Consider the following 14,161-nt stretch of genomic DNA (forward strand, 5'->3'; position numbering starts at 1 on the left):
TTTTAGCGTTTTTTTCCAGTACCATATCCTCCAAATACAGTCCGACCACCAATTTTCATAGACGTGTTCTCTATCAAATCAAATTCGTCACGAGGTTCTTTAGAGTATTTTTTGTATTTTTCTATATAGTCTTCTTCGATCTCTGCTTTTTGTGATTTAATTTCAGGTAATGGCCCTTTGTAAGTTTTTAGAAACTCCCCAAACATTTGATAATTCTCGTCTAAAAGAGTATTACTTTTACTCTTCTTTAATTTGTTATCTTCGATAAAAAAGCATGTACCAGTTCTATATTCAAACCATCTTACTGCTTTTAGATATTCGGTCCCTTTCAATTTTGTGAAATCCAAAACTTGCATAATAAGCGTGCTATCACTGTGTTCTTTATAATGCATCGCAGCAAAGACTGCTATTTGATGAAATAGCGTGGAATGTAAGAATTTTTTATGATCCAAAAATGGAGCTAGTTCTGATTTGGATATTTCACTTACAGTTCTCAAAATTTTCTGAAATTTGTCTTTGTTGCGTTTATATTCCTCACTTTTCATGCTCCTTCCTCTTTAGCGAATAGTTTATTTAATTTCTAATCTAGATGAATTTCTTGCATCTGTGAATATAGGAGACAAATTATGTCGTTTCCCGATCAGATCTATTCGCTTTTTTAACTAAATTTTAAGACAATACTCTCAAAGAAATTTGAGAGTCATCAGCGTGATTACAGGCGAAATTAAAAGCAAAATTGACCAGATTTGGAATGCATTTTGGAGTGGCGGTATTTCCAATCCTTTAGAAGTCATGGAGCAAATGACCTATTTGCTGTTTATTCGCCGACTTGATGAAATTCAGATCACCAAAGAAAAGAAAGCCAACCGTTTAAAAAAAGAAGTTGAGCATCCTATTTTTACGTCAGAGCAAGATCATCTTCGTTGGTCGAAGTTTGTGACTTTAGGTGACGCTGCAACGCTGTATAACACGGTTGCTAATGAAGTTTTTCCTTTCATTAAAAACTTAGGTGCGGAAGACGAAACCACCTATAGCCATCATATGAAAGATGCGCGTTTTACTATTCCTACGCCTGCGCTACTCACCAAAGTAGTAGATTTGGTAGCTGATGTGCCAATGGATGATAAAGACACCAAGGGTGATATTTACGAATATATGCTCGGTAAGATTGCCTCAGCAGGTCAAAACGGTCAGTTCCGTACTCCTCGTCATATCATCAAAATGATTGTGGAGCTGATGCAACCAAAACCAACCGATACCATTTGTGACCCTGCGTGTGGTACAGCGGGCTTTTTAGTCGCTGCAAGTGAATATTTAAATGATCATTACAGCACTGAGATTTTTGCCAATCCTGAAGCTGCAAAGCGTTTTAGCTCCGACACTTTCTTTGGTTATGACTTTGACAGCACCATGCTTCGTATTGGTTCAATGAACATGATGCTGCACGGTGTAGAAAACCCAAGTATTGAAAACCGTGATTCTTTAAGTGAAGCACATTCACATATTGCTGAAAAATACAGCCTAATTCTTGCCAATCCGCCATTTGCAGGCAGTTTGGACAATGAAAGCTGTGCCAAGAACATTCAAGCCGTAGTCAAAACCAAAAAGACCGAATTGTTATTTTTAGCCTTGTTCTTACGTTTGTTAAAAACTGGCGGTCGTGCTGCGGTGATTGTGCCTGATGGTGTTTTATTTGGTTCGTCTAAAGCGCATAAAGATTTGCGTCAAAAAATTGTAGAAGAGCAAAAGCTTGAAGCGATTATTTCGATGCCTTCAGGTGTGTTTAAGCCTTATGCAGGGGTTTCGACGGCAATTATGATTTTCACCAAAACCATGTCGGGCGGTACGGACAAAGTTTGGTTTTATGATATGCAGGCGGATGGTTATTCGCTTGATGATAAGCGTAACGAGCTAGATGCATCTAAGCATGAAAATAACAACATTCCTGACATTATTGCCCGTTTTAAAAATTTGGATGGTGAAAAAGACCGTAAAGCGACTGAGCAAAGCTTTATGGTGGATAAAGCCGATATTGCTGCCAATGGTTATGACTTGTCGATTAACCGTTATAAAGAAGTGGTATATGAGCAAGTGGAATATGAAGCACCAAGTAAAATTTTGATGGATTTAGAAGAGCTTGAGCAGGATATTTTAAAAGGAATGGCTGCGCTTAAGGAGTTGTTAAAATAATGGCTTCTTTTCAAGAAATGACTTTTTCTGAATTATTGTCAGATGCCGAAGTATTTATTGATGGTGATTGGGTTGAATCGAAAGATCAAGATCCGAATGGAGATGTACGCCTTATTCAATTAGCTGATATTGGTGACGGATTCTATATAGACAAATCTTCACGTTTTTTAAATAGTGAACTGCAAAACGTTTAAAATGTACCTATTTAAAAGAAGGTGATATTTTAGTTGCTCGTATGCCTGACCCATTAGGTCGTGCTTGCATTTTTCCAAAATCTGAAAAGCCATGTGTAACAGTGGTAGACGTTTGTATCATTCGACCTAATCCAAATAAAGTCGATAATCGCTGGCTGATGCACACCATCAATTCACCAGTTATGCGCCAACGTATTAATGAATATGTTACAGGCACGACTAGGCAACGTATTTCTAGAGGAAATTTCTCAAAACTTAAAATTTCCGTCCCACCACTTGCAGAGCAACGCCGAATTGCCTCTATTTTAGATCAAGCGGACGAGTTACGCCAAAAACGGCAGCAAGCGATTGAAAAGTTAGATCAGCTTTTACAAGCCACCTTTATTGATATGTTTGGTGATCCTGTCAGTAATCCTAAAGGATGGGAACGTGTTTCAGCAAAAAATGTATTAAAAATCCAAGGTGGTTTTGCATTTTCAAGTACTGATTTTTCAAATTCAGGAATTCCTGTTGTGAAAATTGGCAATGCTAATAAATTAGGTTTTAGTACTGAAAAATTTGACTTCATTATTCCTCAACATCCTGAAAAGCTTACACAATATGAGCTAAGATCAGGCGATTTATTAATGAGTTTAACTGGAACAGTTGGCAAAGATGATTATGGTAATATAACGGAAGTTACTGATGACTATGACTTATACTATTTAAATCAGCGAGTTGCTAAACTAGAAGTAATTAATACTTTATTTTCTAAAAATTATATACGTTATTTTTTTAGTCAATCCTCAATTAAGGCTTTAATTACTAAAAATAATCGTGGTGTACGACAAGCAAATATTAGTAATTCAGATCTATATGAATTAGATATACCTTTGCCGACTAAAGCCCAATTAGATAAATTTGATTCATTTATAGAATCAATAAATGAAACGAAACGTTACTCGAAAGTACAGTTAATTTCATCAAATAAGCTTTTTTTCGCGTTACAAAACCAAGCATTTAACGGCACTTTATAAAATTAAATTAAAAACATGAGGGAATATATACATGAGCAACTTTCAGTTTTTAGAACCTGAATTTAAAAGCTTGGCAGCGGCTGCCAAAGAAGCCGAAAAGCTCACGTATATATCTCCTCAATTTGCCCTTGCTGCGGCTCGTACATCACTCGAAAACCTTGTGCTGTGGCTGTATCAATACGACAAAAAACTGACTCAGCCTTATGATCCGTCACTGCATAACTTACTCAACGACCTCAAATTTAAAGACCTGATACCACCCTATATTTGGGACAAAATGGACAACATCCGCATGGTCGGCAACAGTGCCGTACATGGGAAAAAGTTCAAGCAGCTCACAACAGAAGAAACTGTAAAACACATCAGCCATTTATTCCTGATGTATGTATGGTTTGAACGCAACTATGGTTCACCATCAAAAGATCGTTCACAGTCGATTTTATTTAACCCAAAACTAATACCAAATGCTGACAATACTCAGCAAATCATTGCCAACCAAGAACAACTGCAAAAAGAAACAGAAGCTAAAGAAAAACAGTTTGCGGAGCAACATAAAGCTTTACGGGAACGTGAACAAAAACTATTTGAACTGTCCGCAAGTATAGAAGAGCGTGAAAAATTACTTGCAAATATAGATGCTGAACTTGCACAAAAACGTGCAGATGTCGAACAAGCCAAGCTTGCCAACAGCAAAGTTCAAGACCATACCGATTATAAAGAAGACGAAACTCGAAAACTTAAAATTGACCTCTTGCTTGAAGATTCAGGCTGGGAAATAGGTACATCGGTTCGAGAGGAAGTTGCTGTAACAGGTATGCCGAGTCCATCGGGTAAAGGTGCAGTGGATTATGTGCTGTATGATGCCAATGGCTTGCCTTTAGCTGTTGTTGAGGCTAAACGTACATCAACTGACCCTGATATTGGACAACAACAAGCCAAGCTCTATGCAGACTGTTTAGAGCAACAAACAGGACAACGGCCTGTCATATTCTATACCAATGGTTACAAAACCCGAATTTGGAACGATGTGCAAGGTGGTCCACCACGCTTAGTTCACGGCTTTTATACGCAGGCAGAACTCAAACGTCTGATCGAAAGACGGAAGAACAACCCTGATTTAAGTAGCTTCCCGATCAATGCGGACATTGTCGAGCGTTACTACCAAACTCGTGCCATCAAAGCCATGCTTGCAGCCTATCAACGTAAAGAACGTGCAGGCTTACTGATTATGGCAACAGGCACAGGTAAAACACGTACTGCCATTGCACTGGTCGATGTGCTAATGAAAGCAAATGTGGTACAAAAGGCGTTATTCCTTGCTGATCGTACATCTTTGGTCAATCAGGCGCACAATGCCTTTAAAGCCAATTTAAAAGATGCTTCATTCGTCAATTTACTTGAGGATAAAAATCAAGTTGGTCGAGTGTATTTCTCGACCTATCAAACCATGATGGGTTTGATTGATGAAATGAATGCCGATGGCACACGTAAATTCGGTACAGGCATGTTTGACCTGATTATTGTCGATGAAGCACACCGCAGCGTCTATCAAAAGTTTGGTGAAATTTTTAAATACTTCGACAGTCTGCTGGTGGGTTTAACCGCAACGCCACGAGATGAAGTCGATCGTGATACCTATGCACTGTTTGGTTTAGAAAGCGGTGTACCAACGGATTACTATGATTTAGATCAAGCCATTGCTGATGGTTATCTCGTACCACCGAAAGCATTTTCAGTGCCATTGAAATTTATGCGTGAAGGCGTGAAATATGACGAACTCTCTGAAGCCGAAAAACAACATTGGGATAGTCTAAATTGGGGAGATGAAGAAGCTCCCGAAGAAGTTTCAGCATCCAAGATTAATAAAGAGCTGTTTAATACAGGCACGATTGATTTAATGCTCAAGCACTTGATGGAAAATGGTATTAAGACCGAAGGCGGTGATCGTCTTGGTAAAACTATTATCTTTGCTGTCAATCAAAAACATGCCCAGTTTATTGCTGATCGCTTCAATGAAAACTATCCGCAATATAATGGCAAGTTTGCCCGTGTCATTACCCATGCCACTAAGTATCCACAAAGCTTAATTGATGACTTTAGTAAGAAAGACTTAGCTGAGCCACAGATTGCGATTTCAGTGGATATGCTCGATACAGGCATCGATGTACCTGAAGTGGTCAACTTAGTATTCTTTAAAGCGGTGCGCTCTAAAGTGAAATTTATGCAGATGATTGGGCGTGGCACACGACTCTGCAAAGAACTGTTCAGCCCTGAAAAAGATAAAAAAGAATTCTTTATTTTCGATTATTGCTCTAACTTTGAATACTTCAATGAAAACCCTGATGGTGCGCCTGTTGCGACCACAGAGCCACTCGGACAACGCTTGTTTAAAGCACGTTTAAATATCCTGAGTTTACTGAATGCGAAGGACGATGCCACAGAAGAGCTAAAAGCTGTACAGCAAGATATGCGTCAAAGTTTACAGACTGAAGTGAAGTCAATGAACAATGACAATTTCATTGTAAAGTCTGAGCTTGAGCATGTTGAACATTTCAAAAATGATGATGCTTGGAACAACTTAGATGATCTTGCCATCGGTACATTACGAGAACACATTTCGAAACTCCCGAATCAGCTTGAGCCTGAAACTTTAGAAGCCAAACTGTTTGATATGCTTTGCTACAACCTTGAGTTGGCAGTATTGGAACAGAACAATACAGCAACTCAAAGCTATGCCAATAAAGTGATTGAAATTGCTTCTAAATTGGAGAGCAAAGAAAATATTCCTGTTGTTGCAGAACAGATCGCACTCATTCAAGACATACAAACCGTGGAATATTGGAAAGGCATTACCTTGCCAATGCTTGAGGCGATGCGTAAACGTATTCGTGGTTTGGTCAAACTCATAGAGAAATCAACCTCATCCATTGTCTACTCCATGCTTGATGATGAAATTGGAGATATGCAAGCGGTTGATATTCCTGTCGTATCAAGTGGTGTCAATCTTGCTCAGTACCGTAAGCGTGTAGAAAGTTTCATCAAAGCGAATGAAAATCATATTACGATTGCAAAGTTAAAACGTGGTTTGACTCTTACACCGACTGATTTAAGTGAGTTAGAACGCTTTGTTTTTGAAGCGCAAGAAGTTGAAAGCCGAGATAAATTTGAAGAATGTTTTGGGACTGAAAAATCCTTACCTCTCTTCATTCGTTCTCTGGTCGGATTAGAGCGTCAGGCGGTTCAGGAAGCTTTTTCTAAGTATTTGCAAGGCTCAACGTATAACGAGAAACAAATACGTTTTGTAGAAATGCTAATTGAGCATTTGACTCAAAACGGTGTACTGGATGCGGCACAACTTTATGAACCACCTTTCAATCAAATCCACTATGAAGGAATTGACGGTGTGTTTAGCGAAGCAGATGCTGACAACATATTTGGGGTTGTTGAAGCATTTAATGAAGCGGTGGCGTAATAATTAAGGGTAAAATGATGAAAATTGATAAAGTAATTCTAAAAGGTTTTAGAAATTATAAAGATGCGACAATAAATTTTAATAATAACACTTTAATTATTGGTGAAAATGATGTTGGTAAAACTAATCTCATATATGCATTACGCCTCATGTTAGACAGAAGTCTTTCTGAATTGGATATAGAGCCATCAGAGTTGGATTTTCATGTACAGGGTGGTGTCCAGTCTGAAAATTTAGAAATCATAATTAAATTCTTTGATATTAAAGAAGAAGCTGCATTATCCATTTTGAAAGAACACGTAAGTGATGATGGAGAATGTGTTTTTAAATACATGGCTTCTAAAGAAAATCTAGATTATAAATTATATCTTGGTCAAAATGAGACAGACTTATCTGAAATTCAAAGTCGTTATTATTTAAAATATATCAATTTAAAGTATATTTCTTCCCAAAGAGATTTAAGCAAATTTATTGCTAAAGAGAAAAAACAATTACTTAGGATCTCCAAAACAAAGATTACTGAAGAACAAGAAAAGCTTGATCGAGAAAACGTACTAGAAATTTCTAAGCAATTGGTTGACCTAGACGATAAAGTTGCACAATTAGAATATGTAAAAACTGCTACTCAAGAAGTTAATTTAGAATTAAAGAAATTAGCTTATGCCCATGATGATTATGATGTAAAACTAAATGCTAGTGGTATAGAAGTGGATGATTTTATTAATAAATTACAATTAGGGGCAATGAGCGGTGGCTCAAATGTTATGTTGGGTGGTGATGGACGTAATAATCAAATTTTAATTGCTTTATGGAAGGCACTGAGCGAATTTGAACACGATTCAAATGATGAAGTAGTGTTTTATGTTGTTGAGGAGCCAGAGGCACATTTACACCCACATCAACAAAGAAAATTAGCTAGTTATTTATCTTCAGAATTACAAAGTCAATGTTTAATAACAACACACTCTCCGCAAATAGCCTCAAGTTTTTCGCCAAGTTCTATTATTAGATTATTTAAGAAAGATTTCTCTACAATTGCGGCCAGTAATGGTTGTACAAAAGAACTAGAAAAAGCATGGGAAGAATTAGGTTATAGGATGAGCATTATCCCTGCAGAAGCATTTTTTTCAAGTGGTGTTTTTTTAGTTGAGGGCCCATCTGAAGAAATTCTATATAAGGAACTGTTGCTTAAAAATAAAGTTGATATTGATTACTACAATTTATCCGTTTTTGCAGTTGGAGGAATTCAATTTAAAGTATTTGCAGCCGTTTTAAGAGCTCTAGAAATACCATTTTCATTAAGAACTGATAATGATATTAGTACTGTAGAAATGAATTGCAAAGTTCATGGTTTTAATAAAAATGACTCTTTAAATCCTTGCTATGTATATAAAAGGATTGAAATTAATTATACAGATGAAAAATGTATAAAATGGCAATATCTAGGAGTTAATAGATGCTATGGAATATTAAATAGAGATTCCGAAAAATGGAAGCATAGTCTTTATCCTTTAAATAGAGTTAATATTTTGGGTGATAAACGGTGGAAAGCCTTTGAAAAGATGATAAATGCACATGGCATATTTATGTCTAATATAGATTTAGAGTGTGATTTAGTAAGTGTTGCTTCTGAAGAAATTAAGAAGGCATTAGGTAAAAAAAATAATAATAGTGCAGTAGATTTTCTCAAAAAAAGCAAAGCCCTAAATATGCAAATATTAATGGCTAAATTAGAAAAGAAAGGCTTTGAAAAAATTTATGAAAGTGATTTTGGTAAGCCGATTAGGTACTTAATAAATTTATTATTAAAACAATCTGACACTGACAATGAATCTCCAGTTCTTATTAATACGAACTCTGAAACTGCCAAAGAAGTGGTCTTGTTATGAAGTTGACGAATGATCAAATAAAAGCAATTCAAGATATTGAAAATAATTCGGTAATCATGGCGTGTCCAGGGAGTGGAAAGACTACCGTTCTTATTAATAAAATGAGTTTATGTTGTGAAAAGTTAAAAAGACATAATGGAATAATAGGATTATCTTTCACCAGAAAATCTAGTGAAGAGTTGAGAAGAAAATTTCAAAAGAAGACGATAAGTTCAAATCTCAATTATCTAGGTACTATAGATGGCTTTCTGATCAATGAAATTATTAGACCTTTTTTGCCAAAGCTATGGGGCAATGAGAACGATGATATTGAGATCGTAAGTATTTTATCGGAAGAAGAATCTATTCCATTTGTACAAGAGTTTGCGAATGGAGAAATATATTTAAAAGATATAGAAAATGATAATGCTTTTAAGGGATTATTTTTAAGTGGAAAAATATGGCAAAGAACAGTAACACCTTTAGCTTTGTTTGTACTTAAAAATTCATCAGTCTGTAGAAGATACATATCATCTCGATATAAATACTTGTTTGTAGATGAATATCAAGATACTTCATCAGGACAACATCTAGTTTTTCTAGAAATTTTAAAACTAGGGTTGAAATTTACAGCGGTAGGAGATATTGATCAGTCAATTTACAGATGGCGTGATGCTATTCCTGAAAATTTAACTTCGCTTGTAAATGAGCACGATTTTAAAGAATATGCTATTGATCAAAACCATAGATGTGACCCATCTATTGATTTATATGCTAGAGCTTTTTTAAAAGGTATAGATCTAGAAGAAATTGATAAAAAAAACATATTTGGATTGCATATAAATAATTCAGGAAAACATAGATACGCTAAGTTAGATGATTTTATACAAAAAATTAAAGATGAGAATAATTTTGATTTTTCAGATTTTGTGATATTAGCAGCTAATAATGCAACGGTTCAGCATTATGCTTTGAATACGCGTCATAGTTATAGAATTTACGAAGATGATCCTCTTGATAGTATGAATCATTATATTGCACAGTTATGTTCTGATTTGATTTTATATAAATTTTGTAAGAATTATTCAAGTTACTCAATATATGAGAACTATAAGTCTAGGTTTATTAATATTAAATTAAATGATTTTAAGGTTGAAGTTAAAAAAATAAGAACTGAAAATGATACTGATGAAATTTGTGAAATAATTAAAGGCTTAATTAATAAAACTAATTATAAAGGTGATTGTGAAAATTTTATTTTGGCAACAAAAAATATTTTTAATGATGAATTCTTGTTGAAAAAATATAAACCACATAATAAAAATGAATTACAAATAATGTCAATTCATAAGTCAAAAGGTTTGGAGTTTAAAGTTGTTATCCACCTTGGTTTGGAACAATGGGTATTGCCACGTAAAACAAAGAAACAAGGTCAATGGACTTTTAGCGATTTAGAAGGGGATAAAAATTTACACTATGTTGCGATCACACGAGCTGAAAATCTATGCTATTTAGTAGATATGCCTATAAGAGTAAAATCAGAAAATAACGTGTTTAAAGAGATGAATGCAAATAAATCTGAATTCCTATGTATTGAAAGATTGAACAAGCATATTGTTGATCTAGGAGTTATGTAGCTATTCTTAGATGTAATTTGGATTTAGAGATTTCTCTAGAACTATTAATCAGGAATCGGTGGACTATTCTTAATTGGAATCGGTGGACTACTCTTAATTGGAATTAGTGGACTACTATTGGTGATATATACATTTAGGATAGAAATCTGTTTTATTAGTAAATAATAATTAAGGAAATAAGACATGTGCTCAAATTATGAGTTTCCTTCAAAAAATAAATTACATTTATTAGATCTTTATGAATCACAACTAGAATTGGATTTTAGACAACATGTCTTCCCTTTATACGATGCCCCTATCATTATGAATGGTGCTGAACAATTTGATTTAGACGTGGCTAAATTTGGTTTAGTACCTCATTGGTCCAAAGACCTTAAATTTGGTCGGCATACATACAATGCACGCACAGAAACAATTGCTGAAAAACCTTCATTCCGAAGCGCTTGGAAAAATGACAAGTTTTGCTTGATACCTGTACAAGAGTTTTATGAGCCCAAGTATATCGATGGAAAGCCTCATTGGTGTGGTATATCGAGAGAAGATAAAGCTCCTTTTACGGTCGCAGGTATTTATGAGGACGCAATCATCGATGGTCGAAAGATACGCTCATTCTCAATGTTGACGATCAATGCTGAACATCATCCCTTTATGAAACAGTTTCATGGTCCAGACGATGAAAAGCGATCTATCATTGTTATTCCAGAGAAGTATAGAAAAGACTGGTTAACAGTCTCCCATTTAGATGCTCATGAACTTTTTTTTGAAATGGATGATGAATATATAACCAAACCTTTCGACCGTTCATCTGAAAATAAACAGCAAGACTCTCTATTTTAAAGCCTTTTTAGCATTAGCTAATTTTTATATGTTGAAATAATTTAAAGCATGAATACAATCTTGATTACGTAACGCAATCAAGGGGAAATTAATCATGTCAGAAATTATATCAGGTCATGGTGGAAAGCGCGAAGGTGCTGGTCGAAAATCTCGGTTTGATGAACCAACAAAAGTTATTCGTGTACCAGAGTCTCGAGTTGTAGAAATTAAAAATTATTTAAAAAAATCACCTAATCATGAAATTTCTGATATTCGATTATTAGATCCATTAAGCCGTGTAGAAATTCCTGTAGCTACAGAGCGCGTCCAAGCTGGCTTTCCGTCACCAGCCCAAGATTACATCGATAAGAAACTAGATTTAAATGAATATTTGATTAGTAATGATCACGCAACTTTCATTGTAAAGGTTAACTCTTTATCTATGCTCAATGCTGGTTTAGATATCAATGACTCTTTGATTGTTGATCGTAGTATTGAGCCTCAACATCGAGATATTGTTATCGCATTGATTGATAATGAGTTCACTGTAAAGCGCCTCATTAAAGATGCATTAGGTTGTTGGCTCAAAGCCGAAAACGAAGGTTATAAAGATATCCATCCAATGGAAGGTCAAACTTTTGAAATTTGGGGTGTAGTTACTAGCGTTATTAAGAAGTTCAAATGAAGTCAAAACAAGAAATTTACGCGCTCATAGATGTAAATAATTGCTATGTCTCATGTGAGCGTCTGTTCAATCCTTCTCTTATAAATAAACCAGTCATTGTGTTATCAAATAATGATGGCTGTGCAGTTGCTCGATCTCAGGAAGCCAAAGATCTAGGCATTAAGATGGGTGTACCTCTATTTAAAATTAGAGATATTGTAGAGCAACATAATGTTCAGGTCTTATCAAGCAATTACGCTTTGTATGCCGAGATGTCACATCGCTTTCATTCAATCCTTGGACAGTATGTTGCACCAGATGAGCAAGAAATATATTCAATTGATGAATGTTTTCTAAAATTGACGGCGTATGCAGAACATTATGATCTTGATGATCTTGCCAGAGAAATGAAAGAACGAATCCTTAAATGGATTGGATTGCCTGTGTGCGTAGGAATTGGTCGTACTAAAACAGAAGCTAAAATTGCTAATCACATGGCAAAAAAAGCTAAAAGGTTTAATGGTGTGTGTAATTTGGTAGACATGGATTCACGTCATCGGGAACATTTTTGGGGGATTATTGAGGTATCTGAGGTTTGGGGAGTTGGTAGAAAACATTCGAAACGCTTAAATGATATGGGGGTAAATACTGTATTAGATTTATCTAAATGTAGCCCACACCAAATTGGAAAATTATTTTCATCTGTTATGCAGCGAACAGTAATGGAGTTACAAGGGATTTCATGCATCGAACTTGAAGATACACCACCACCTAAAAAACAGATTGTGGCAAGTCGTTCGTTTGGTGAGAAGATTACTGACATCGGGGATATGAGAGAGGCGATTTGCAAATACATTCAGGATGCAGTCAAGCGATTACGAGAGGATGGTTCGCTTTGTGGAACATTAATTGTATTTGTACAATCAAATCCATTTGATAAGAATGTTCCATACTATGGAAAGTCAACTTCTATAGACCTTCCCGAGCCATCGGATAGTGTTACTGTTCTAGCAAGATACTCCTTAAAGCTTTTAGATCAAGTCTATAAGCCGGGCATTCAATTTAAAAAATGTGGCGTGATGCTTTCTGATTTAATAGATAAAGATAAATATATACCCGAACTATTTGCAGATCATGATGCTATCGAAATAAATGAAAGATTAATGCAGGCTTACGAACATATTCACAAAAAATTTGGAAAGACTAAAATTTCAATTGGTACTTGTTATTTACCAAATAGAAAATGGATTGGAAAGAGAGCGAATGCAAGTAGAAATTATTTTAGTATCGAAGGTATGCTTACTATAGATATGTGATGTAAATCGGTGGCTATTCAAAAAGCTCATTGAATTTACTGCAATCAGCTTTTTAGGTTATTTTATATATGTATAAAATATCTATAACACTTAAGTTGATGAAAATTAAAATGAAAACACATAAAATCTAAGTTTTTAGATGTTTTAACTAGTAATAATGATAATTATTGGATTCAATGATTTCAGTTAGTTTGATCACTCGATATTGGAATAATAAATTTATCGACTATTTTGCTTTAAGCATCAGATAGGTTTTGTAGTGTATTGGTTTCTTGGTGGACCCCTGAATTAATCAGATCGTTATTTCTCAATAAAATTTAATGACCATATAAGTTCAATATGAAAAGTAGCTTATAGAAGTTTTCAAGCGAAGGTCTCATCAGCATGTTTCAAAATGACCAATAGAGGTTACAGATATCCTCGTTTATTCAACTAACTTTTGCAGAGTTAGTTTTTTGACTTCTAACTTATTTTTTAATCGAACTTTGAAGAATGTTTGAGTCTAATGTAATTTACAATAATTGTTAAGTAGACAATAAAAACTTGACGATATAGACATATTTTTATATAAATATAAGTACAGTTTAGGGATTAACGAAACGACGTTAAGCCTCTAAATCATCACCTGATAAAAAATTAAATTAACAAAAGGCCAAACGATCATGATGGATTATTCTGCGAATCGTATCTTGACATCGATGCATCCAAGCATTCGGCAATTGAATATTCGTAATGTGTCCAAAATTGTAGCGTCTAAAATTATTATGGATACAGCATTACAGCTACAATATAACCCATATTTTTGTCGACTGCTTGGCGTATCCACTTCTCTCAATACACATATTGGTTTAGCTTACTTTATTGATGATCGTTATTTTGACCACTACGGCTTACAGCGAGAAAATTTAATTAACTTTTCTGAAGTGTATGAAAAATTAGTACAAGATTTTTATGAATATTCAGGTTATCAGCTGGATCAGTTGTGAAT

The 14,161-nt window shown here is 35.0% G+C and carries 11 protein-coding genes; 10 read left to right on the forward strand and 1 reads right to left on the reverse strand.

Going from position 1 to position 14,161, the window contains the following annotated elements; all coding sequences use genetic code 11:
- Positions 1-2: 2 nt before the first annotated feature.
- The gene (locus FTV32_RS01760) at positions 3-545 is read right to left on the reverse strand and encodes a hypothetical protein (protein WP_180001769.1); all 543 of its coding nucleotides are present in this window, start codon (positions 543-545) and stop codon (positions 3-5) included.
- 163 nt (positions 546-708) lie between these two features.
- Here FTV32_RS01760 and FTV32_RS01765 point away from each other — a divergent pair, with 163 nt between their 5' ends.
- The 10 genes from FTV32_RS01765 to FTV32_RS01810 all read left to right on the forward strand — a co-directional run bounded on the left by FTV32_RS01765 (position 709) and on the right by FTV32_RS01810 (position 14,159).
- Positions 709-2,190, forward strand: coding sequence for a class I SAM-dependent DNA methyltransferase (locus FTV32_RS01765; RefSeq protein ID WP_180027705.1), 1,482 nt, complete (start codon positions 709-711; stop codon positions 2,188-2,190).
- The gene (locus FTV32_RS17300; protein WP_218947287.1) at positions 2,190-2,384 is read left to right on the forward strand and encodes a hypothetical protein; all 195 of its coding nucleotides are present in this window, start codon (positions 2,190-2,192) and stop codon (positions 2,382-2,384) included. The genes FTV32_RS01765 and FTV32_RS17300 overlap by 1 nt, the downstream gene beginning before the upstream one ends.
- Before the next feature lie 41 nt (positions 2,385-2,425).
- Complete coding sequence (locus FTV32_RS17305; RefSeq protein WP_218947289.1) at positions 2,426-3,400, forward strand: restriction endonuclease subunit S; 975 nt, start codon at positions 2,426-2,428, stop codon at positions 3,398-3,400.
- A 31-nt stretch (positions 3,401-3,431) separates the two neighbouring features.
- Entirely contained in the window at positions 3,432-6,872 is a 3,441-nt protein-coding gene (locus FTV32_RS01780; protein ID WP_180027706.1) for a DEAD/DEAH box helicase family protein, read from the forward strand.
- A gap of 17 nt (positions 6,873-6,889) precedes the next feature.
- A complete protein-coding gene (locus tag FTV32_RS01785) occupies positions 6,890-8,761 on the forward strand; it encodes an ATP-dependent endonuclease (RefSeq protein ID WP_180027707.1) in 1,872 nt (623 codons plus the stop codon).
- Positions 8,758-10,377, forward strand: a complete 1,620-nt coding sequence (locus FTV32_RS01790; protein WP_005134232.1) for a UvrD-helicase domain-containing protein — start codon at positions 8,758-8,760, stop codon at positions 10,375-10,377. The genes FTV32_RS01785 and FTV32_RS01790 overlap by 4 nt, the downstream gene beginning before the upstream one ends.
- A gap of 183 nt (positions 10,378-10,560) precedes the next feature.
- On the forward strand, positions 10,561-11,214 hold the full coding sequence (locus FTV32_RS01795; RefSeq protein ID WP_180027708.1) for an SOS response-associated peptidase: 654 nt from the start codon (positions 10,561-10,563) through the stop codon (positions 11,212-11,214).
- 94 nt (positions 11,215-11,308) lie between these two features.
- Positions 11,309-11,878 (forward strand): LexA family transcriptional regulator, encoded by a 570-nt coding sequence (locus tag FTV32_RS01800; RefSeq protein WP_180027709.1) that lies wholly within the window; start codon positions 11,309-11,311, stop codon positions 11,876-11,878.
- Positions 11,875-13,173, forward strand: coding sequence for a Y-family DNA polymerase (locus FTV32_RS01805; RefSeq protein ID WP_180027710.1), 1,299 nt, complete (start codon positions 11,875-11,877; stop codon positions 13,171-13,173). Before FTV32_RS01800 ends, FTV32_RS01805 begins: the two co-directional genes overlap by 4 nt.
- Positions 13,174-13,835: 662 nt before the next feature.
- The gene (locus FTV32_RS01810) at positions 13,836-14,159 is read left to right on the forward strand and encodes a hypothetical protein (protein ID WP_180027711.1); all 324 of its coding nucleotides are present in this window, start codon (positions 13,836-13,838) and stop codon (positions 14,157-14,159) included.
- The last annotated feature ends 2 nt before the right edge of the window (positions 14,160-14,161 follow it).

The sequence above is a fragment of the Acinetobacter sp. YH16032 genome (assembly GCF_013417345.1).
In the GTDB taxonomy this organism is placed as follows: Bacteria; Pseudomonadota; Gammaproteobacteria; order Pseudomonadales; family Moraxellaceae; genus Acinetobacter.

Coding starts and splice junctions, on each gene's coding strand:
- FTV32_RS01760 (WP_180001769.1), bottom strand. CDS start 545: ATGAAAAGTGAGGAATATAAACGCAACAAAGACAAATTTCAGAAAATT.
- FTV32_RS17300 (WP_218947287.1), top strand. CDS start 2,190: ATGGCTTCTTTTCAAGAAATGACTTTTTCTGAATTATTGTCAGATGCC.
- FTV32_RS17305 (WP_218947289.1), top strand. CDS start 2,426: ATGCCTGACCCATTAGGTCGTGCTTGCATTTTTCCAAAATCTGAAAAG.
- FTV32_RS01780 (WP_180027706.1), top strand. CDS start 3,432: ATGAGCAACTTTCAGTTTTTAGAACCTGAATTTAAAAGCTTGGCAGCG.
- FTV32_RS01785 (WP_180027707.1), top strand. CDS start 6,890: ATGAAAATTGATAAAGTAATTCTAAAAGGTTTTAGAAATTATAAAGAT.
- FTV32_RS01790 (WP_005134232.1), top strand. CDS start 8,758: ATGAAGTTGACGAATGATCAAATAAAAGCAATTCAAGATATTGAAAAT.
- FTV32_RS01795 (WP_180027708.1), top strand. CDS start 10,561: ATGTGCTCAAATTATGAGTTTCCTTCAAAAAATAAATTACATTTATTA.
- FTV32_RS01800 (WP_180027709.1), top strand. CDS start 11,309: ATGTCAGAAATTATATCAGGTCATGGTGGAAAGCGCGAAGGTGCTGGT.
- FTV32_RS01805 (WP_180027710.1), top strand. CDS start 11,875: ATGAAGTCAAAACAAGAAATTTACGCGCTCATAGATGTAAATAATTGC.
- FTV32_RS01810 (WP_180027711.1), top strand. CDS start 13,836: ATGATGGATTATTCTGCGAATCGTATCTTGACATCGATGCATCCAAGC.